The organism is Leifsonia tongyongensis (assembly GCF_010686705.1).
GTDB classification, from domain to species: domain Bacteria; phylum Actinomycetota; class Actinomycetes; order Actinomycetales; family Microbacteriaceae; genus Diaminobutyricibacter; species Diaminobutyricibacter tongyongensis.
In genome coordinates this window covers 365,199-386,058 of the sequence record NZ_JAAGWY010000002.1, presented here as the reverse complement: position 1 = coordinate 386,058, position 20,860 = coordinate 365,199, and the positions used below count along the sequence as shown (strand labels likewise).

The following is a 20,860-nucleotide window of genomic DNA, read 5'->3' as shown; positions in this document are numbered from 1 at the left end:
GTCCACAATGAGTTCATGACCGACTTCACCGATCCGTCGGAGTCCCGGATCCGCCTGAGTCACGCCGAACGCGACCAGGCCGTCGCGGCTCTCGAAGCGCATGCCCGGGATGGCCGGCTCAGCGACTCCGAGCTGGCCACGCGCAGCGCTTCGGCTCGCGCCGCAGTCACACGGGGAGACCTTGCCCCGCTGTTCGCGGACCTTCCCGGCGGGCTTCCCGGTTCGAATGCGACAGCGACGTTCGCGCCGACCGGTGAGCCCAGTCGCTACAACGACCGTTATAGCGGGGGATCCACGGAGGGGTGGCGTTTGGTCTGGACATCCATCATCCCGTTCATCGCGCTGATCCTGTTCTTCCTCACCGGCTTGCTGTGGGGATTCGCTTACAGCTGGCTGTGGTTCTTTCTGATACCTGTCGTCGCGATCATCGCCTACGCGGATGGTGGCCGGGGCCGCGAGCGCAACAGGGACCGCTACCGCTGACCGTCGACGAACCGACGCCGCGACTCAGCCGAGCGCCGTACCGAACAACAGCCCGAGCAGGTATGTCGCAGCCGCGGCCCCGTACCCGATTCCGAGCTGGCGCAGTGCCCGTCGCAGAGGCGGTCCGCCTGAGAGCAGCCCGACGATCGCGCCGGTCGACAGGAGCACGACGCCGACGAGTACGGCCGCGACGATCACCGCGGTCGTGCCCTGCAGCCCGAAGAGGTAGGGGAGCACGGGCACCAAAGCGCCGGATGCGAAGAAGCAGAAGCTCGAGATCGCAGCACCCCAGGCGGTCCCGACCGTTTCGTGCCTGTCGACGCCCTCCTCGCGGGCCTCGTCGAGAGCGCCCGCATCGCCGCCATCGCGCTCGACGGTGAAATCGCGGAGCACCTCGGTCGCATGGGCGGCGGCTTCGTCCGGGCTCATCCCTCGCGCCCGGTAGACGAGTGTGAGCTCGTTCGCATCGACGTCCAGGTCGGGGAGCGCCGTGCGCGTCCGCGGATTCGGACTGGATGCTTCGAGCAGTTCCCGCTGCGACCGCACGGACACGTATTCGCCCGCACCCATCGACAGGGCGCCTGCGAGCAGCCCGGACAGTCCGGTCAGCAGCACCACGTGGGTGGGAACCCCGCTGGCGCTGATCCCCAGCACCAGCGCGAGGTTGCTGACGAGTCCGTCGTTCGCACCGAAGACGGCGGCCCGGAAGGTTCCCGAGAGGCGGTTGCGACCGCGTGCGGCGAGAGCGCGCACGACTTCTTCGTGGATCTGCTCGTCCGCGGCCATCGAGGGGGTCGCATCCGAGTCCGCGGCGTAGGGCGACCGGGCTTCGGCGCGCTGCGCGAGGGCGAGGACGAAGACGGACCCGAATCGGCGTGCGAGGAACCCGAGGATGCGCGTGCGCAGGTCGCCTCTGAGCGGTTTGCCCACGCGGTCGCCGAGCAGTTCGAGCCAGTGGGCTTCGTGACGGCCCTCCGCGTCTGCGAGCGCGAGCAGGATGTCCCGCTCCTCTCCGGTCCGCCGTCCCGCCAGGTCGCGATAGACGGAGGCTTCGGCCCGCTCGTCGGCCAGGTACTGTCGCCAGCGTTTGATGTCGGCTGCGCTCGGCTCGCGTGGGGGAGCGGCCGAGGGGTTGGCCGGCGTGGAGGGTGCGTTCATGTCCGTTCCTTCGGTCTCGACCGAAGCACGGTGAGTCCGACGCTTCGGCCATGGCAAGGAGACGCTTTCGCGTCGTCGTTTGTTGTGTGGCCGAAGGTCTCGTTCGCCCGGTTGACGGGTGGTGCACCGGGCTGTCACAGCCAGTATGTCGACACACCGCCGCCGGAGTCGCTGTACGCGGACCGGCGGGAACTACTCCCCTTCTCCTGACATTCTACGGGATGCGGCCGGCGCATCTTCTGCGGCCCGCACGAACCGAGCGCCCCACGAGCGTGCGCGCTCCGCGAACCCGGGTGGCGACACGACCGTGAATTCCGCATCGACGACACCGAGTGCGAAGAGGGCCCAGTCGTAGCCGTCCGAGGTGATCTGCGAGCGGGTGGTCGTGTCGTCGACGGCCTCGGATCGCGCCCATTGCCCGATCGTCGCCTCGACGTGGGCCAGGGGCGCATCGATGACGACCTCGATCTCGACCGGGGCCGGTGCGAGGCTGCCGAGCGATTCGCGGACGAACGAGGCGGCGTCGTCGGCCGGCAGTGCCCGTGGACGGAACCGCGACCCGGTCGGCCGGGGTCCGCTCACGCGGTCGAGCCGGAAGCTGCGCCAGTCGAACCGGCTGAGGTCGTAGGCGACGAGATACCAGCGACGGCCGACCGAGACGAGCCGGTGCGGCTCGACGTGTCGGCGACTGGACTGTCCGTCGCGGGCGACGTAGTCGAACTCGAGCCGCTCTTCGTCGCGGCAGGCCTGCGCGACCCCGGTGAGCACATCCGGGTCGACGCTGGGCCCGGGGCGCAGGGTTCCAGCCACAGTGGCGGAGCGGAGCGCATCCACTCGCCTGCGGAGCCGGGGCGGCATCACCTGCACGACCTTCGTCAACGCTCGCACGGAGGCATCCTCGATTCCGGCTATGCCGCCCTGCGCGGCTGTGCGGAGCCCCACGGCGAGCGCGACGGCTTCTTCGTCGTCGACCACGAGTGGGGGGAGGGATGCGCCCGCCGCGAGCTGGTAACCGCCGTCGACGCCCCGGGTCGCGTCGACCGGGTAGCCGAGGTCGCGGAGTCTGTCGACGTCACGGCGGAGGGTGCGGACGGAGATCTCGAGACGGTCGGCGAGTTCAGGCCCTGACCAGTAGCGGTGCGTCTGCAGCAGCGAGAGCAGCTGGAGCGTTCGTGAACCGGTGGTGGCCATGACTCCATTCTCGCCCGATTACGGTCAAAAACTGTCCGCTATCGTCTTCGCATTGCTGCGGTTCTCATCCGGATGCCCGGGCACCAGCGCCTTCGCACCGGGCAGGGACAGCGTCAGCACCGCACCCAGGATGTAGGGGCTCTTCTCCAGTTCCCGTCCGATGGCGAGGAATTCCGCAGCGACATCCGATTCCGGATGGTCGCCCGCGAGGTCGACGGCAGCGACCAGGTTGAACTGCTCGGGCCCGACGAACTCCAGGTGCAGGTACGTCACCTTCTCGATCTCGTCCCGCTCCAGCAGAACGGCGAGGACGCTGTCGGTGACCGCATCCGACGCCGGCTGGCCGACCAGGAAGCGCCGGTTGCGGTCGATGAGGATGATCGCGACGATCCCGAGCAGCACGCCGACCAGGATCGAGCCGATCGCGTCGTACACGGCGTTTCCGGTGAGCTGGTGGGTGAGCACGCCGAGGAAGGCGATGACCAGGCCGATGAGGGCTGCGGCATCCTCGGCGAAGACGGCACGGAGCGTCGTGTTGGAGGTGACGAGGACGTGCTCGAGGGTTCCGGTGCCGCGTTCGTCGGCCATCCGGTGCGCCTGAACGTACGACTGCGCGAACGAGATCCCTTCGAAGACGAACGAGACGGCCAGGACGACGTATGCCACCCCGAAGTTGTTCACCGGTTCGGCCCGCGTCAATTCGGCGAAACCGTGGTAGATCGATACCACGGCACCTGCCGTGAAGAGGCCGAACGCGGCGATCAGGGACCAGACGTATGCCTCGCGGCCGTACCCGTCGGGATGCGCGGAGTCCCGTGGCCGGACCGACCGTCGCTCCGCGAGAAGCAGGAAGACCTCGTTGCCCGTGTCGGCCCACGAGTGCGCAGCCTCGGCGACCATGGACGCCGAGCCCGTGATCACCGCAGCGAACGTCTTCGCCACGGCGACGAGGAAGTTGGCCGCAAAGGCGATGATCACCGTGCGGAGGCGTCCCGCCGCTTTCGTGGGTCCGCTCGTCCCGGGATCTTCGCTCATGCGGCACACACTAGACCGTCCTGCGGACCCGGGCGACTCGCCCGCGTCGAACCGGGCATCCGGGAGCCAGCAACTAACCTGAGGACATGTCAGCTGTATGGGTGCGCACGGCGCTCGTGGTCGAGGACCACGCCTTGATGCGAGCGCTCGTCTCGGATGCGCTCACGCACGCGGGGTTCGATGTGCATGCGCGGTCGTCGGCATCGGAGGCGATCGCCGATTTCGACGTCATCGACCCCGACGTTCTCATCACCGACATCGACCTGGGGGAGCGCCCCAACGGAATCGAGCTTGCCACCATCGTCCATGCCCGGGCACCGCATACTGCTGTCGTCTTCCTCACGAACTATCCGCGTACGGCGGCGTCGACGGGCGTCTCCGGGCTGGGGGCTCGTGCGTCGTTCGTCAACAAGTCGGCCATCGACTCCGTCTCGGACCTCGTCCGGGCCGTCGAGGAGACCCTCGCCGAACGGCCCGTCACCGTGGTCACCGACCATTCGTCAGCCGAAGCGCGCATCACGGGACTCAGCAGGACGCAGCTGGACACGCTGCGCCGGATCGCACTCGGTTGGTCGAACGTCGAGATCGCCCGCCAGCGCGGGACGAGCATCCGCGCCCTCGAACGCACCGTGACCCGCACCTACGAAGCCCTGGGTCTCGCGAACGACGCAGCGGTCACTCCACGCGTGGCTGCGGCGAATCTGTACGTGCGCGTCTTCGGCCTCCCCTCCGACGACGATGACCAGGCGGACGGTGCGGTCCGAGACCTGAATTCGGCATGACGGGCCGCTACCCCTGGATCGGTCGCGCCTTCGGAGACAACGCCATAACGGTCTGGTCATGGCTGCTGACACTGCCATTCGCCGTGACCGTGATGGCCGGCTATGAGTTCCTGCACGTCGGCCGGCCGCCCTTCCGCGCCTTCCTGATCGCGCTCTCGGTGCATGTGCTTCTCGGGGGAGTGCTCCTTGCGGCGCGATGGACTGTCCTCCGCCCGGGGCGAGGGCGGCATCGCGCGCTGACCGCGCTGCTCCTCTTCGCCGCCATCGGCGTCGTACGACCCCTGCTCGCGGTGGCCATCGCGGCGCAGACCGGACTCATGGCGACGCCGGGAGACGTGCTCTCCCGCGCCACGATCAACGTGGTCAGCGCTGTCGTGCTCCTGCCGCTGATCGCGGTGGTCGTCGACATCCTGCGCGAGCACGGGGAGGTGCAGCGCCGGCTGATCGCTGCGCGCGCCGCCGTGGAGGAACGCCGAGTCGACGCCGACCGTCGCGTGGATGTGCTGCGGGCCGAGTTCACGACCACCATCGCACAGCGCATCGACGCAACGATGGACACCGTGGGAGACGGGCTGGGGACGGCGGATGCGGCGCTGCTGCTCCGAAGGATCTCCGACGACGTCGTGCGGCCGATGAGTCACGAGCTGTTCCGTGATGCTGAGACGGCGGATGCGGATGGCAGCGATGCCGGCGACGGGCCGGCCGGCGACGCAACCTCTGCCGGCATTGTTCGCCCGGTCCGACTCACCGAGCGCCTGCGGAAGGTGGCCTCCGGGCTCCAGCCCGATCCACCGATCGTGATCGCCCTCGTCTACCTGGTCTTCGTCTTCCCGCATCTCCTGACGACGTACGGGGCGGCCGTCGCCGTCATCCTTACTCCGGTCATCGGAGGCATCTACCTGGCTGGAAACGCCGCAACCTATTCGATCGGGTCCCGCATCGGCAATGCGGCGTGGCGGATCACCGCGATCGTCACGTGTTACACCGCGGTGGCCCTCCTCGCCGCCCTGGAGAGCTCGGCGGCGCTGTCGGCCTTCGGTCACTCGGCCCAGTTCTACTGGGCCGAGGTCGCGAGCTACCCGTTCGTGGCGATCGTGATCGCGGTCATCCGCTCGGTCTCCGTCCAGCTCCACAGCGACGAGGATGCACTGGCCGGCTCGCTCCGCGAACGGGTCCGCGTGGCCTCGCGTGCCCAGCGGCGCCTGGCCGATGCGCGGCTTCGAATGTCGCACGTGCTGCACTCGGCGGTCCAGGCCGAACTGATCGCCGCGTCGCTCGGACTGCGCAGCGGTGCCGGGCCTGAGCGTGACGCGTCCGCTGTCGTCACCGAGACGGTCGCCGGCATCAAGACGGACCTGCTGGCGCGCATCCGCGAGGAACCAGCGCCTGCCCGCGCCGGGATCGAGGCGATCCTCACACTGTGGGGGAGCGCACTCCGGATCGAGGTGGGTGTGGAGGACGACGTGTGGGAGCTTCTCGACGACGATCCGGCACGGGCCGCCTCGGTCGTCGACGCGCTGTCGGAAGGGCTCACGAATGCTGTCCGCCACGGTCGTGGGACCGCGGTGGACTTGCGGATCATCCACGACGCCGAGCGCGATCTCGTGGTCGTCGAGGTCCGTTCCGAGGGACCCCTGGGCGAATCGCCGTCCTCCGACCCGGGAATCGGCCTGGACGCGCTGAGGCGCAGCGCGTCGGCTGTGAGTCTCCGATCGGACGACGAGCACGTCGTGCTCACCGTCACCGTCGGCTGAAACGCAGGCCTGTGTCGCATTTCCCGGCCATGGGGCGACTGTGGTCGGTGGCGGTTCGTATCCTCGAAACAGAACACCGGGGCCGCCTTCTTCACGACCCGAACGTGAAGAGTCGGCCCCGGATTCTTTTTGTGCGGAGAAGACAGCACAATCTCAAAGAAAGAATGCCCCGATCTCGAGGACCGGGGCATTCCCTGTTACTGCTGTCTCAACACAGTGTGTCCGAGGGGGGACTTGAACCCCCACGCCCTATACGGGCACTAGCACCTCAAGCTAGCGCGTCTGCCATTTCCGCCACCCGGACAGGTGAATCAGCCGCTGACGAATCAGCCGCCGACGTAAGACCTTAGCACGAAAATCGATGCCCGTTCGTCGCAGTGGTGGGCCCCGTTTCGCACCCGGTAGCGTTGGGGGATGACCAGCGCGCCCGACGATACGACCCTCGACGAAACGGCGGTCATCGCCCGCGACCTGATCCGTTTCGACACGACGAATTACGGCGAAGGGCGCTCGAACGGAGAGAGCGAAGCGGCCGCATATGTCGCCGCACGGCTCGAAGCGATCGGCCTCCGGACGCAGTCGTTCGACTCCGACCCCGGACGCACCAGTGTCGTCGCCCGGGTCGAGGGCAGGGACAGGTCGAAGCCGGCCCTCGTCGTCCACGGCCACCTCGATGTCGTGCCGGCGGACCCGCGCAACTGGACCGTCGACCCGTTCGGCGGAGTGATCAAGGACGGCATGCTGTGGGGCCGCGGTGCGGTCGACATGAAGAACATGGATGCGATGATCATCACCGCGCTCGGGGACATCCTGGGCTCGGGGCGGCTGCCCGAACGCGACCTGGTCGTCGCGTTCTTCGCGGACGAGGAAGACGGCGGCCGGCGAGGCTCCCACCACCTCGTCAGGAATCACCCCGAACTCTTCGCCGGGGCCACCGAAGCGATCAGCGAGGTCGGCGGCTACTCGATCGAACTCGACGGCCGCCGCGCCTATCTGATGCAGACCGGCGAGAAGTCGCTCGTGTGGATCAAGCTCGTCGCCCGCGGACGCGCCGCCCACGGCTCACGACTCATCCGCGACAACGCGATCACCAAACTGGCCGAGGCCGTCGTCGCGATCGGCCGTCGCGACTGGCCGATCCAGCTGACGGCGACGACCAGCCAGCTCCTCGCCGAACTCGCCCGGCTGCTCGACGTCGACCCTGAGCGTGTGGGTCCGGACGAACTCGTGCTCCGCACCGGTACGGCTTCGGGCTTCATCCTCGCCACCCTCCGGACCACCACCAACCCGACCCTGCTGAACGCGGGCTACAAGCACAACGTGATCCCCGACACGGCCGAGGCGCTCATCGACATCCGCACCCTCCCCGGCGAGGAGGATGCCGTCCTCGACCAGGTGAGGGACCTGATCGGACCGGACATCGAGATCGAGGTCATGCACCGGGACGTCGGTCTGGAGGCGGCGTTCGGCGGCCCGCTGATCGACGCGATCGTCGACACGCTCGCAACCCACGACCCCGGCGCACCGGTGCTGCCGTATCTCCTCTCCGGCGGGACCGACAACAAGGCGCTCAGCCTGATCGGCATCACGGGCTACGGCTTCGCGCCCCTGCGGCTGCCCGCCGAGCTCGATTTTCCCGGCATGTTCCACGGCGTGGACGAGCGCGTGCCACTCGACGCGCTAGTGTTTGGCAGGACCGTCCTGCGGGACCTCCTCCTGACGTACTGAGCCCGCGCTACTGAACCCGGCACCATGCCAGCGCCAGCCCCGGAAAGCCGCACATGAACTTCATCAACGCCCTGATTCTCGGTTTCGTGCAGGGACTCACGGAATTCCTTCCGATCTCTTCGAGCGCGCACATCCGCATCGTCGGGGAGCTTCTGGGCACGGGAGCGGACCCGGGGGCGCGCTTCACCGCGATCATCCAGCTCGGCACGGAGACCGCCGTCCTCATCTATTTCTGGAAGGACATCGCCCGCATCGTCAGCCGCTGGTTCCGGTCGCTGTTCGGGCGCGTGCCCCGTGACGACCCGGATGCGCGGATGGGCTGGCTGGTCATCGTGGGCAGCATCCCCATCGTCGTCCTCGGCGTGCTCTTCCAGAACCAGATCGAGACGACCCTCCGCTCGCTGTGGATCGTTGCGGCGACGATGATCATCTTCGGCATCCTGCTGGGCATCGCGGACTGGGTCGGCGCGAAGACGCGGCGCCTGAAGGACCTCACCTGGGGTCACGGCATCATCTTCGGCTTCGCACAGGCACTCGCGCTCATCCCCGGAGTCTCGCGCTCCGGCGGAACCATTACGGCCGGACTGTTCATGGGCTACCAGCGCCGGGCAGCGGCACGATATTCGTTCCTGCTGGCCCTGCCGGCGGTGTTCGGCAGCGGCTTCTTCCAGCTCTACAAGTCGATCAAGTCGCCGTGCGTGGCCGGTGCGACGAACTGCACGCCAGAGGTCTTCGGCCCTCTCGAGACGGCAGCGGCGACCGTCGTCGCCTTCGCGGTCGGACTCGCGGTGATCGCCTTCTTCATGGGCTACATCTCACGGCACAGCTTCCTGCCGTTCGTGGTCTACCGCCTCGTCGTCGGCGTACTGCTGATCGTGCTGCTCTCGACGGGCGTGCTGGCCGCCTAGGCAGCATCCTCGGAGGCGTCGCTCAGTTGCGCCACGGTTCGTCGGGCCGGCCGCCCGCAGGCCCGTCGCGCCCGTCCCCGCGCCGGCGCAGGTACCTCTCGAACTCCTGCGCGATCGCCTCACCGCTCGCTTCGGGGGAGTCGACCGTGTCGCGCGCCTGTTCGAGCTGCTGGATGTACTGAGCCATCTCGTCGTCGTCTGCGGCGAGCGCGTCGATGCCCGCCTCCCAGGCTGCGGCCTCCTCGACGAGGTTTCCCCGCGGAATGGTCACATCGACGAGCTCTTCCAGCTTGTCGATCAATGCGAGCATCGCCTTCGGGCTGGGTGCGTTGTGGACGTAGTGGGGCACCGACGCCCAGATCGAGACGGTCGGGATGCCGACAGCCTCCGCGCCTTCGGCGATCGCGCTCAGGATGCCGACCGGACCTTCGTAGGTCGAGCGCTCGATCTGCAGCTCGCTTCGCACCGCCGTGTTCTCACTCGACGCGAAGATCGAGATCGGACGGGTGTGGGGCACATCGGCGAGCATTGCACCGAGGAAGACGATGGCCGTGATGTCGGCTGCGAGCGCGGCGTCGAGGATCTCGGCGGTGAAGCTCTTCCAGCTACGCGACGGCTCGGTGCCGAGCAGGAGATAGATGTTCCCGACGTTGTTGCCGCTCACCTGCAAGTTCGCATCGTCGGCCAGTCCGGGGGCCGTCTCGCCGGGGCGGACAGGGCCGTACATGACGGCCGAGGGCCATTCGAGGCGACGGCGTCCGTCGTCGTCGGTGACGACGGTCGGCCGGTTGAACTGGAAGTCGAAGTACAGTTCCGGATCGACCTCGGCGATGGGCACGACGTCGAGCACGTCCTGCAGCGTCCTGACGGCGCCGCTTGCGGCCTCTCCTGCGTCGTTCCACCCCTCGAACGCAACGACCAGCAGCCGGCCGCCGAGGAAGTCCATGCCCTGTGTCACTATCCAGGTACCCCGTTCCGTCGCGACGACCGTGCGGCCGCCATCCTTCAAGGATAGGCCCGAGGCGCGCCGACTAGACTTTGACCCCGTGACCTCCCTGACTCCGCCCTCCCTTCCTGCCGCCGTTCTGTGGGACATGGACGGGACTCTCGTCGACACCGAGCCCTACTGGATGGCCGCAGAAGTCGAACTCGTCACGTCGTTCGGCGGGGTGTGGACCCACGACGACGGACTCGCCCTCGTCGGCCAGGGCCTGTGGATATCTGCCGCCATCCTGAAGTCGCGCGGCGTCGACCTGGAGCTCGACGAGATCGTCTCGTGGCTGACGGACCGCGTTCAGCGGCAGCTCGACGACGTCGGCGTGCCGTGGCGACCGGGTGCGAAGGAGCTTCTCGCCGACCTGCGCGAGCGGGGCATCCCGACCGCACTGGTGACGATGTCCGTGCGCCGCATGGCGGAGCAGATCGTGGCGAACATCCCGTTCGACGCGTTCGACGAGATGGTGACCGGCGATGAGGTCACGAACCCGAAACCGCATCCGGAGGCCTACCTCAGAGCCGCAGAGCTGCTGGGCGTCGAGCCGCAGCACTGCATCGCCATCGAGGATTCGGTGGCCGGCCTCGCATCCGCGGTCGCCTCCGGTGCCACCACGATCGGGGTCCCGCACGTGATCCCCCTGCCCGACACGGACGAGCACACGCTGTGGACCACGCTGGAAGACCGCACGGTCGACGACCTCATCGAGCTGGTCACGGCACGGACGGCTGCACGATGAGCGCCTCGGAGCTCCCGCAGAGCAGCGGGCCGTTCCGCGCCGGCGATCGCGTCCAGCTCACCGGCCCGAAAGGCAAGCTGAACACCATCACGCTCGAGCCGGGCAAGGTCTTCCACACGCATCGCGGCGTTCTGGAGCACGATGCGATCATCGGCCTTCCCGACGGATCGGTCGTCACCAACAACGTCGGGGTCGAGCACCTCGCCCTTCGCCCACTGCTGAACGATTTCGTCATGTCGATGCCGCGCGGCGCCGCGATCATCTACCCGAAGGACGCCGCGCAGATCCTGGCCCTGGCCGACATCTTCCCTGGCGCGACCGTCGTGGAGGCCGGCGTCGGGTCGGGCGCGCTCTCGCTGTGGCTCCTTCGTGCCATCGGGCCGACCGGATCGCTCCGGTCGTTCGAGCGGCGTGACGAGTTCGCGGACGTCGCGCGAGGAAACGTCGCGACGTTCCTCGGGCGCGACCCCGCCAACTGGTCGGTCACGGTCGGCGACCTTCAGGACACGCTGCCCGAGACGGTCAGGGCCGAGACGGTCGACCGGGTCGTCCTCGACATGCTCGCGCCGTGGGAGTGCCTGGACGCGGTCACGGAGGCACTGAAGCCGGGTGGCGTCGTGCTCTGCTACGTCGCCACGGTCACCCAGCTGTCGCGCGTCGCCGAGGCGATTCGCGCATCCGGTCACTACACGCATCCGCAGTCGAGCGAGACGATGGTCCGCGGCTGGCACGTCGAAGGCCTGGCCGTGCGCCCGGATCACCGGATGATCGGCCACACCGGTTTTCTCATCACGGCGCGACGACTCGCACCGGGCACGGTCCTTCCTGAGCTCAAGCGACGCCCGTCGAAGAGCGACTACAGCGACGACGATGTCGAAGCGTGGACGCCGGGCGCGCTGGGCGAACGCCAGGTCAGCCCGAAGAGCCTGCGCAAGCGGGTGCGCGCGGCGGGCACGGGCGCCGAACTCTCCAAGGCGAGGAATCTCGCCGGAGACGACGCTACCGAAGCCGATCCGGGCGCGCAGGGGACTCCTTCGTCCATCAACTAGCATGGGATGCCGGAGGCCAGCCCTCCCTTTCCCGTCGACCGCACCGAAAGAGGACTCGTGCATCGCGCATCCGCACTGTTCGTAGCCGCAGGACTGCTCCTTGTCACGCTCACGGCGTGTTCCACCGACCCGAACGCGAACTGCGACACAGCACTCACGTCGGGGAGCGCGTCGGATGTCATCCACGTCTCCGGGAAATTCGGCGAGCAGCCCACGGTGAAGTTCCCCACGCCGGTCCGCACGTCCACCTCGCAGCGCACGACGGTGATCACGGGATCGGGCCCTGAGGTCCACACGGGGCAGGAGGTCGTCGTCGACTTCTCCATCTACAACGGGACGAACGGTCAACTGATCCAGACGACGAAGTACGACCCCACGTCCGCGTCGGCCCTCGTCGTCGGCAAGACCATCCCCGGCCTCGACAAGGGCCTGCAGTGCGCGACGGTCGGCTCACGGCTCGCCATCGCCGTCTCACCCAAGGACGGCCTCGGCGCGAGCGCATCCAGTGTCGGTGTCTCCCCGACGGACACCGTCGTGATCGTCGTCGACGTGAACAAGGCCTACCTGCCGGCCGCGAACGGCGCACCCCAGCCGGGTCGCCCCGGATTCCCGACGGTCGTCATCGCGCCCGGCGGTCGCCCCGGCGTGACGGTGCCGACGACGAATCCTCCGACCTCGCTCGAAGTCGCCGTGAACAAGCAAGGCGACGGCAAGACGGTGACGAAGTCCGACACCGTGGTCATCCACTACACCGGAGTGCTCTGGAAGGAGCGCACCGTGTTCGACAGCACCTGGGATTCTGGCACGCCCGCCACCCTCCAGCTGTCGACCGGTCAGACGGCCGCAGGCACCTCGCTCCCGAAGGGCCTTGTCGAGGGTCTCATCGGGCAGAAGGTCGGTTCGCAGGTGACGATCATCGTGCCGCCCAGCAAGGCGTTCGGCTCGCAGGGCAGCGGCCCTGTGCCGCAGAATGCGACGCTGGTCTACGTCGTCGACATCCTCGGCATCGTCTAGCAGCTTCCGCGTCCGGCCGGGCGAGCGGCCTTAGGATGAGAGAGTGCCTTCCTCGTCTTCGTCGCCTCCGCGCGTGCCTGTCGAAGAACGCCTCTTCAGCCTCGTCCTCGCCCTGCTCGCCACCGAGACGGGGCTGACGAAGAGCGAGGTCCTGTCGACCGTGCAGGGCTACCGTCAGCGCTACTCGGCGTCGGGCGACAACGCCAGCCTCGAGCGCCAGTTCGAGCGCGACAAAGACGACATCCGCGAGCTCGGCGTTCCGCTCGAGACGGTGGAGTCACCCGGTGATGCGGGCAACAACCAGACCCTTCGGTATCGCATTCCGAAAGGCGCATACGATCTCCCCGCCGACGTCGTCTTCTCGGCCGAGGAGATCACCCTGCTCGGCCTCGCCGCGACGGTCTGGCGGGAAGGCTCGCTCTCCGCGGAGTCGCGGCGCGCGATCATGAAGCTGCGATCCCTCGGTGTCGAGTCCGACGAGCCGATCCTCGGCTACGCGCCGAGGCTCCGCGTGCGTGAGAGTGCTTTCGAGCCGCTCAGCGTGGCCCTCGAGCGCCGCACGATCGTGCAGTTCCCCTACCTGAAGCCGGGTGAGTCCGCATCCCGCCTCCGTACGGTCGCGCCGCTGGCGCTCATCCAGCACCAGGGTCGCTGGCACCTGCACGGCACCGACCAGGACGCCAACGGACCGCGAACGTTCCTGCTGTCGCGCATGGTCGGCCGCGTCACGCTCACGAACCGCACGTTCGAGCCCGTCGGCACCGATTTCGCGGCGCACGCGCTCGACGAGCTGGAGCGGATCTGGCGGAGCAATCTGGCCGAGATCGAGGTCGTGCCCGGCACCGATGCCGCGACGCGGCTCAACAAGCGGTACGGCGACCACGCACCCGGCAATACGCGCCTCAGCGTGAACTACTCCGACCTGAACATCATCGCCGACGAACTCGCGAGCTACGGCCCGGAGGTCGTCGTGCTGTCGCCGCCGCACCTTCGCGAACGGGTCAGGTCGCGGCTCGCGGCCACGTTCGCCGCCCACGACGACACGGCGGGGGAGGGATCCGATGGCTGAGCGGCGACGCCCGATGCAGGCCCAGGACAAACTCGCCTTCCTCCTGGCGCTGGTGCCGTACCTCATGGATCGCGATCGCGTCAGTGTTGCGGAAGCGGCCGAGCATTTCGGTGTCGAGAAGTCCCAGCTCCGTGAGGCCGTGCGGCTCATCGCCGTCTCGGGCGTGCCGGGGGAGACCAGTTCGTACCAGCACGGCGACCTGTTCGACATCGCGTGGGACGATTTCGAGGAGAACGACCAGATCGTATTGACCCACCTGGTCGCGATCGACGATTCGCCCCGGTTCTCGGCCAGGGAGGCTGCCGCGCTCATCGCGGGGCTGCAGTACCTGTCGGCGCTTCCCGAGAATGCGGATCGGGACGTGATCGGCTCCCTGATGGCGAAACTCGCCCGTGGCGCATCCGCCGTCCCCAGCCAGCTCGCCGTGGCGGGTTCCGCGACCGACGAGTCGCTGCACCTGATCCGGGATGCGGTCGCCGACGGCACCCAGCTCGAGTTCGACTACCTCAACTCACGTGGTGAGCACGAACGGCGCCGCGTCGACCCCTTGCGGATCGAGTCGGTCGACCAGGACTGGTACCTGCGCGGCTGGTGCCATCTGCGCAAGGCGATCCGGACGTTCCGTCTCGACCGGATCAGCGATCTGCGCGCAACAGACGAGCCGATCACCTACCGTCCTGCCGACGTCACCCTCCCGGAGACGCTGTTCGAGGGCTCGCCCGACGACCTGATCGTCGACATCCAGGTGTCCGCCTCGGCGCTTCCGCTCATCGCCGACTACATTCCCGAGGGCGCGGACCTCACGGAGGACGGCAGCTTCGTGCGCACCAACGTGCGGGTGGCGCACTATCACGGTCTCAAGCGGCTCGTCGCCGGGCTCTCCGGCATGGTGACCGTCCTCGGGCCGCCCGAGGCGAGGGCCGCCGTGGCCGAGTGGGCTGCAGCGGGCGCCGCCCGCTACGCATAGAATCGCAGGCATGCCGTGGTGGTCGTGGGTCGTCATCTGGGTGGTGCTCGTCCTGGCGCTGCTCGGGATGCTCGCACTGTTCGGATTCCGCCTCTTCCGCAAGCTCATGGCGGCTCTCGATGAACTGGGCAAGCTCGCCGACAAGACCGAGCTCCTCCAGCGACGCGCGGAGGAACTCGGCGAGCAACGGTTCCGGCCGGCGGTCTTCGCCGACGCAGGCGCCCTGCGCGCCGCCCGCGACCAGGACCTCGCCGATCGTGAGCGCCGTCGGCAAGCTCGCAGGGATTCACTGGTGAAGCGCGGTAAACTTCTCGTGAAAGCGGATCCGCAACAGTTTTCGCACCTGACCCGAAGGACCTGATCCCATGTTCGGCAACCTCACCGGATGGCACCTGCTCGTCATCCTCGCCATCGTCCTGTTGCTGTTCGGTGCGCCGAAGCTTCCGGGCCTGGCGAAGAGCCTCGGCCAGTCCATGCGGATCTTCCGTGGCGAGGTCAAGGCGATGAAAGAAGACGACTCTGCTCCCGGCGCGACCCCGCCCGTGGATGACGCTGCCGCCGCTCCGACCGACGCCTCCGTTTCGCGCCCCGCCACGACCTCGACCGAGCCGCACCCGAAACCCTAGGTCGTGGCCTCCTCCGTCAAGCGAGGCAAGAACCGCGAAGGCCGCATGACGTTCGGCGAGCACTTCGTCGAGCTTCGCAAACGTCTCTTCCGCTCCGCGCTCGGCCTTCTGGCCGGTTCGGTCGTCGGGTGGTTCCTCGCCGGCTGGGTGCTCGACGCGCTGCGTGAGCCGATCGTCCAGATCGCGAAACAGCAGGGCAGGCTCGCCGAGCTGAACTACGACAACATCACGGGCGCTTTCGACCTGAAGATGCAGATCGCGATCACCATCGGTGTCGTCATCTCCAGCCCCGTGTGGCTCTACCAGATCTGGGCGTTCCTCGTGCCCGCCCTGAACCGCAAAGAGCTCAAGTACGGCCTGGGCTTCTTCTTCACGGCCGTGCCTCTCTTCCTCGCCGGATGTGCGGCGGGCTGGTTCGTCGTTCCGCACATCGTGCAGCTGCTGACCAGTTTCGCGCCCAGCCAGGACACGGCCTTCATCCAGGCGAAGGACTATTTCGATTTCGTCCTGAAGCTCGTGGTCGCAATCGGCGTGGCCTTCGTGCTGCCGGTGTTCCTGGTGCTGCTCAACTTCGTGGGGGTGCTGAGCGCGAAATCGATCCTGCGCTCCTGGCGCTGGGCGCTCCTGGTGATCGTGCTCTTCACCGCGATCGCGACTCCCTCGGCGGACGTCGTCTCGATGTTCCTGCTGGCCATCCCGATGGTCGTCCTCTACTTCGCAGCGGCGGGAGTGGCCTGGCTGCATGACCGGAGGGCCGCGCGCAACGCGGTTCGTCTCGAGACGGAACTCGCCACCTGACCTTCGGCACCGCGCCCCACGGCACTGTGCCCATCCGAGGCACCTAAGCTGGGACGGTGACCGACCAGCTCTCCCCGGCCGAGCGCTACGCTGCTTCGCGGTCGCGCGCCACCCAGCCGAAACTCGAGGCCTTCCGCAACCGGTTGCGGTTCGAACTCGACCCGTTCCAGCGCGAGGCCTGTGCGAGCCTGGAAAGCGGCCGGAGCGTGCTGGTCGCAGCTCCCACGGGAGCAGGCAAGACGATCGTCGCCGAGTTCGCCGTCTTCCTCGCCATGCAGGAGCCGTACGCGAAGGTCTTCTACACGGCGCCGATGAAAGCACTGAGCAACCAGAAGTTCCAGGAACTCGTCGGCGAATACGGTCCGGAGAGCGTCGGGCTCCTCACCGGCGACACCAACATCAACTCGCACGCCAGGATCGTCGTGATGACGACCGAGGTGCTGCGCAACATGCTGTACGCCGACTCGGACCTGCTCGCCGACCTCGCCTTCGTCGTGATGGACGAAGTGCACTACCTCGCCGACCGGTTCCGGGGCGCTGTCTGGGAGGAGGTCATCATCCACCTTCCGCAGGAGGTCCGCATGGTCTCCCTCAGCGCGACCGTGTCGAACGCCGAGGAGTTCGGCGACTGGCTGCAGGCTGTACGCGGCGAGACGGATGTGGTCGTCTCCGAGGAGCGTCCGGTGCCGCTCGAGCAGCACATCCTGATGCGCACGAAACTGATCGACCTCTTCGATTCGTCCGGGCTCGCCGCGACCAACCGGGTCAATCCCGAGCTCGTGCAGATGGCCCGCTACGGCGGTCGCCCGATCAGCGCTCGTCAGATGAAGGATGTGGGCCGCTACCATTCGAAGGGCGGCCGCCCCGAGTCCTTCAGGATGGATCGCGCCGACCTCGTCGACCTGCTGCAGGAGCGCAACCTGCTGCCCGCGATCTTCTTCATCTTCAGCCGGGTCGGCTGCGACCAGGCTGTTCGCCAGGTGCTGAGGGCCGGAGTACGGCTGACCGAGGCGCATGAGCGCGACGAGATCCGCGCGATCGTGGAGGAACGCTGCAGGACCCTCCTCGATGAGGACCTCGCCGTGCTCGGCTACTGGGAGTGGCTCGAAGGGCTCGAACGCGGCGTCGCGGCGCATCACGCAGGCCTGCTTCCGGCGTTCAAGGAGGTCGTCGAGGAGCTCTTCCGGCGCAAGCTCGTCAAAGTCGTGTTCGCGACCGAGACCCTCGCGCTCGGGATCAACATGCCCGCGCGCACGGTCGTGCTCGAGAAGCTGGAGAAATTCAACGGTGAGGCGCGCGTGCCGATCACGCCGGGGGAGTACACCCAGCTGACCGGGCGGGCCGGCCGTCGGGGCATCGACGTCGAGGGCCATTCGGTCATCCAGTGGCAGGACGGCCTCGACCCGCAGTCGGTCGCTTCGCTCGCATCCCGGCGCAGCTATCCGCTCAACTCCAGCTTCCGGCCGACCTACAACATGGCCGTCAACCTCATCGACCAGTTCGGCCGGGAGCGCACCCGGGAGATCCTCGAGTCGTCGTTCGCGCAGTTCCAGGCCGACCGTGCCGTTGTCGATTTGGCCCGCAAGGTGCGGCAGCAGGAGGAGTCCCTCGCCGGATACGAGCAGGCTATGACCTGCCACCTCGGCGATTTCAAGGAGTATTCGGCGATCCGCCGCCAGCTGAGCGACCTCGAGCGCCAGGGCGCGCGGCTCGAGGGACTGAGCCGGGGCGAGCGGGAGAAGCGCCAGCGCCAGCTGAACGCGCTCCGCAAGCGCATGAAGGACCATCCCTGCCACCGGTGCCCCGACCGCGAGCAGCACGCGCGGTGGGCGGAACGATGGTGGAAGCTGAAGCGGGAGACGGATGCGCTCAGCCAGCAGATCCGTTCGCGCACGGGCGCCGTCGCCAAGGTCTTCGATCGCGTCACCGACGTGCTCGTCGAACGCGGCTACCTCTCCATCGACGACGACGGCGGTACGTCTCTGACCGTGCACGGCGCGACGCTGAAACGCATCTACGGCGAACGCGACCTGCTCGTCGCCGAGTGCCTCCGCCGGAACGTCTGGAACCAGCTCGACGCTCCGAGCCTGGCGGCGATGGCGTGCGCGCTGGTCTTCGAACCGCGTCGCGACGAGGGCCTGGTGTCCGACCGGTATCTGCCGAAGGGCGCATTCCGTCCCGCGCTCGAGAAGACCACCGAGCTGTGGAGTGTCCTCGACGACCTCGAGCGCAACAACCGCCTGCCGGGGAGTGAACCCATCGCCACCGGGCTGTCCCTGGCGATGCACGGCTGGGCGCGTGGAGGCAGCCTCAACAAGGTTCTCGAGGATGCGGACATGGCAGCGGGCGATTTCGTTCGCTGGACCAAGCAGACCATCGACCTGCTCGACCAGCTGTCACTCGTCGCCCAGGGTCCGGTGGGGCGGACAGCGCGGCAGGCGCTCGAGTCGATCCGGCGCGGCATCGTGGCGTATTCATCCGTTGCCTAGCTGGCTGTCGGCGCGCACCCACACGGATGCCCTAAGCTCTCACGACGTGAGTCCTGCTGTGCGCCCGCCGCTGCCCCTCTGGCTGGCGCTGATCGTCGCCGCCGGGGCGGGGCCCATCCTGGATGCCGGGTTCCCCGACCGCGACTGGTGGCCGCTGGCGTTCGTCGGCGTCGCGTTGATCCTGTGGAGCCTGCGGGGGAGGAGCACCCGCAGTTCGCTGCTCGTCGGCTTCGTCGCCGGACTCTCGTTCTACCTCTTCCATGTGCAGTGGACGGCCCTCTACCTCGGCCCCGTGCCCTGGATCGCACTGTCGGTGCTCGAAGCGCTGTTCTTCGCTCTCGGCAGTCTGCTGATCACGCTCGCCTACCGCTGGGTTCCGGTCGCCTGGCCGACGAGACTCGGCCGGCTCGGCCTGCTCCCCGTCGTCGTAGCCGGCCTGTGGACGCTCCGCGAGTACGTGGCGGGCAACTGGCCGTACGGCGGATTCTCGTGGGGGCGTGTCGCCGAGTCGCAGTCGCAGAGTCCGTTCGCACCCCTCGTCGCCTGGTTCGGGATGTCGGGCCTCACCTTCGTGATCGTGTGGCTCGTGGCCCTCGCGCTGGAGTGCGCGTTCGAGCTCGAGGTCCGGCGCGCGTGGCGGGTCTCGATCGCCGTCGGCGCGATCGCGCTGGTGCTGGTCATCCCGGCGTGGCCGGCGACCACCCACGGGACCACCAGGATCGCCGCCGTGCAGGGCAACGGGCCGGCGGGCTACTTCGACGGCGCGGCCCCCGGCGATGTGATGCAGACGCAGGTGGATGCCACCCGGAAGATCATCGACGAGAAGGCCGACATGGTCGTCTGGCCCGAAGGCTCGGCCGACATCGACCCGACGCGCGACCAGGATTCCGCGAACACGATCAACGATCTCGCGACCGCGATGAACGCGCCATTCATCGTCGGGACGATCACCTACCGCAACCGCGAGTACTTCAACACCTCGCTCCTCTGGGAGCCCGGAAAAGGTGTCACCGACTACTACGACAAGAAGCACCCGGTACCGTTCGGCGAATATGTCCCCGACCGGTCGTTCTGGCGGATGTTCGCGCCGAGCCTGATCGACCTGATCGGCCGCGACTACACGCCGGGAACCCGCGACAACGTGTTCGACGTCAACGGGGTGAAGGCCGGGATCTCGATCTGCTTCGACATCGTCGACGACCAGCTCCTCACCGACATGATGAACGGCGGCGCGCAGGTCATCCTGGCCCAGACCAACAACGCGGACTTCGGGCGAACGGATGAGAACATGCAGCAGCTCGCGATCGCCCGGCTCCGCGCGATCGAGGCCGGTCGCTCCCTGGTGAACATCTCCACGGTCGGCAGCAGCCAGATCATCGGTCCCTCGGGGGGCACGATCGCGAGTATTCCCGCGTACCAAGCCGGTTCGATGATCGCCGATGTTCCGCTCGGCACGGCGACGACGCCGGCGACCCTTCTCAGCCGGGGGATCGAGTGGCTGGTCTCCGGACTCGGACTCGCGGCCCTCGTGATCGCGTTCTTCGCCGTCCGGTCGGGGCGGTCGCCACGCACAGCTTCCACCGTGGCTCGCACAGAGAAAGCCGCCTCACACTCGGTGTGAAGCGGCTTCGTCGGTCAGGCGGCGGCGCTTGGTGTTCTCAGGCGCCGATCTTGTGCTCGCCGCGACGTGCGCGCAAGTAGGCGAGGCGCTCCTCGAGGAGTTCCTCCAACTCGGCACGGGTGCGGCGCTCCAGCAGCATGTCCCAGTGGCTGCGGGGGGTCTTCGCGTCGGAACGGTCGACGACGACAGGCGTGTCATCGACGAGCAGTGTCGCCTCATGGCCGCAGTGCTTGCACTCCCAGGTCTCCGGTGCCTCGGCCTCTGCCGAGAAGATGACCTCGGTCTCCTTGCCGCACTGTGCGCACAGGTAGGTGTAACGGGAACGCGGGGAGTAAACGACGCCTTCTTCGCTCTGTAAGCTCTGGGCGCCAAGTCTCATTCCGCGCAAACTGCGATCTGCCATTGTGTGGTCTCCTTCTCGCGATGCATCCACAGTTATAAACCGTCAAGCTGGG

Annotated in this window: 20 protein-coding genes and 1 tRNA gene; 15 read left to right on the top strand and 6 right to left on the bottom strand. The window is 67.8% G+C overall.

Translation table 11 applies throughout. The features are described 5' to 3' along the window. Positions 1–15: 15 nt before the first annotated feature. A complete protein-coding gene (locus tag G3T36_RS09825; RefSeq protein WP_163289616.1) occupies positions 16–483 on the top strand; it encodes a DUF1707 SHOCT-like domain-containing protein in 468 nt (155 codons plus the stop codon). Between the two features lie 24 nt (positions 484–507). On the opposite strand, the gene G3T36_RS09820 is transcribed toward G3T36_RS09825, so the two are convergent. The 3 genes from G3T36_RS09820 to G3T36_RS09810 all read right to left on the bottom strand — a co-directional run bounded on the left by G3T36_RS09820 (position 508) and on the right by G3T36_RS09810 (position 3,867). Next, entirely contained in the window at positions 508–1,641 is a 1,134-nt protein-coding gene (locus tag G3T36_RS09820) for a VIT1/CCC1 transporter family protein (protein ID WP_163289615.1), read from the bottom strand. A gap of 192 nt (positions 1,642–1,833) precedes the next feature. Next, positions 1,834–2,832, bottom strand: a complete 999-nt coding sequence (locus G3T36_RS09815) for a helix-turn-helix transcriptional regulator (protein WP_163289614.1) — start codon at positions 2,830–2,832, stop codon at positions 1,834–1,836. Positions 2,833–2,856: 24 nt separating this feature from the next. Next, positions 2,857–3,867, bottom strand: a complete 1,011-nt coding sequence (locus tag G3T36_RS09810; RefSeq protein ID WP_163289613.1) for a cation diffusion facilitator family transporter — start codon at positions 3,865–3,867, stop codon at positions 2,857–2,859. 86 nt (positions 3,868–3,953) lie between these two features. Here G3T36_RS09810 and G3T36_RS09805 point away from each other — a divergent pair, with 86 nt between their 5' ends. Both G3T36_RS09805 and G3T36_RS09800 read left to right on the top strand, forming a co-directional pair. Further along, positions 3,954–4,649, top strand: coding sequence for a response regulator transcription factor (locus G3T36_RS09805; protein ID WP_163289612.1), 696 nt, complete (start codon positions 3,954–3,956; stop codon positions 4,647–4,649). Next, positions 4,646–6,403: a sensor histidine kinase gene (locus tag G3T36_RS09800; RefSeq protein WP_163289611.1), complete on the top strand. Its 1,758-nt coding sequence runs from the start codon at positions 4,646–4,648 to the stop codon at positions 6,401–6,403. The genes G3T36_RS09805 and G3T36_RS09800 overlap by 4 nt, the downstream gene beginning before the upstream one ends. Before the next feature lie 219 nt (positions 6,404–6,622). Here G3T36_RS09800 and G3T36_RS09795 read toward each other — a convergent pair. After that, a tRNA-Leu gene (locus tag G3T36_RS09795) sits at positions 6,623–6,707 on the bottom strand. Positions 6,708–6,817: 110 nt separating this feature from the next. On the opposite strand from G3T36_RS09795, the gene G3T36_RS09790 reads away from it, so the two are divergent. Together G3T36_RS09790 and G3T36_RS09785 are read left to right on the top strand one after the other, a co-directional pair. Further along, positions 6,818–8,131, top strand: a complete 1,314-nt coding sequence (locus G3T36_RS09790; RefSeq protein WP_163289610.1) for a M20/M25/M40 family metallo-hydrolase — start codon at positions 6,818–6,820, stop codon at positions 8,129–8,131. Between the two features lie 53 nt (positions 8,132–8,184). Beyond that, positions 8,185–9,039 (top strand): undecaprenyl-diphosphate phosphatase, encoded by an 855-nt coding sequence (locus tag G3T36_RS09785; protein WP_163289609.1) that lies wholly within the window; start codon positions 8,185–8,187, stop codon positions 9,037–9,039. Positions 9,040–9,061: 22 nt separating this feature from the next. On the opposite strand, the gene G3T36_RS09780 is transcribed toward G3T36_RS09785, so the two are convergent. Continuing rightward, entirely contained in the window at positions 9,062–9,985 is a 924-nt protein-coding gene (locus G3T36_RS09780) for a proteasome assembly chaperone family protein (protein ID WP_193571146.1), read from the bottom strand. Positions 9,986–10,085: 100 nt separating this feature from the next. Between G3T36_RS09780 and G3T36_RS09775 the strand changes: the two genes are divergently transcribed. The 10 genes from G3T36_RS09775 to lnt all read left to right on the top strand — a co-directional run bounded on the left by G3T36_RS09775 (position 10,086) and on the right by lnt (position 20,405). Further along, positions 10,086–10,772 carry an HAD family hydrolase gene (locus tag G3T36_RS09775; protein ID WP_338031534.1) on the top strand — a complete coding sequence of 229 codons (687 nt, stop codon included), beginning with the start codon at positions 10,086–10,088 and terminating at the stop codon, positions 10,770–10,772. Beyond that, a complete protein-coding gene (locus G3T36_RS09770; RefSeq protein WP_163289607.1) occupies positions 10,769–11,821 on the top strand; it encodes a tRNA (adenine-N1)-methyltransferase in 1,053 nt (350 codons plus the stop codon). Before G3T36_RS09775 ends, G3T36_RS09770 begins: the two co-directional genes overlap by 4 nt. A 6-nt stretch (positions 11,822–11,827) precedes the next feature. Then, positions 11,828–12,835 carry an FKBP-type peptidyl-prolyl cis-trans isomerase gene (locus tag G3T36_RS09765; protein ID WP_163289606.1) on the top strand — a complete coding sequence of 336 codons (1,008 nt, stop codon included), beginning with the start codon at positions 11,828–11,830 and terminating at the stop codon, positions 12,833–12,835. 73 nt (positions 12,836–12,908) lie between these two features. Further along, positions 12,909–13,904: a helix-turn-helix transcriptional regulator gene (locus tag G3T36_RS09760; RefSeq protein ID WP_420811040.1), complete on the top strand. Its 996-nt coding sequence runs from the start codon at positions 12,909–12,911 to the stop codon at positions 13,902–13,904. After that, a complete protein-coding gene (locus tag G3T36_RS09755; protein ID WP_163289604.1) occupies positions 13,897–14,871 on the top strand; it encodes a helix-turn-helix transcriptional regulator in 975 nt (324 codons plus the stop codon). The genes G3T36_RS09760 and G3T36_RS09755 overlap by 8 nt, the downstream gene beginning before the upstream one ends. A 10-nt stretch (positions 14,872–14,881) precedes the next feature. After that, a complete protein-coding gene (locus G3T36_RS09750; protein WP_163289603.1) occupies positions 14,882–15,232 on the top strand; it encodes a hypothetical protein in 351 nt (116 codons plus the stop codon). 4 nt (positions 15,233–15,236) lie between these two features. After that, the gene (gene tatA, locus G3T36_RS09745) at positions 15,237–15,497 is read left to right on the top strand and encodes a Sec-independent protein translocase subunit TatA (protein WP_163289602.1); all 261 of its coding nucleotides are present in this window, start codon (positions 15,237–15,239) and stop codon (positions 15,495–15,497) included. A gap of 45 nt (positions 15,498–15,542) precedes the next feature. Continuing rightward, positions 15,543–16,295: a twin-arginine translocase subunit TatC gene (tatC, locus tag G3T36_RS09740; protein WP_163290278.1), complete on the top strand. Its 753-nt coding sequence runs from the start codon at positions 15,543–15,545 to the stop codon at positions 16,293–16,295. Between the two features lie 56 nt (positions 16,296–16,351). Further along, entirely contained in the window at positions 16,352–18,784 is a 2,433-nt protein-coding gene (locus G3T36_RS09735; RefSeq protein WP_163289601.1) for a DEAD/DEAH box helicase, read from the top strand. Between the two features lie 46 nt (positions 18,785–18,830). Further along, positions 18,831–20,405 carry an apolipoprotein N-acyltransferase gene (gene lnt, locus G3T36_RS09730; RefSeq protein WP_163289600.1) on the top strand — a complete coding sequence of 525 codons (1,575 nt, stop codon included), beginning with the start codon at positions 18,831–18,833 and terminating at the stop codon, positions 20,403–20,405. A 37-nt stretch (positions 20,406–20,442) separates the two neighbouring features. Here the strand turns inward: lnt and G3T36_RS09725 are convergent, their stop codons facing one another. Continuing rightward, positions 20,443–20,808 (bottom strand): RNA polymerase-binding protein RbpA, encoded by a 366-nt coding sequence (locus G3T36_RS09725; protein WP_163289599.1) that lies wholly within the window; start codon positions 20,806–20,808, stop codon positions 20,443–20,445. Positions 20,809–20,860 lie beyond the last annotated feature (52 nt).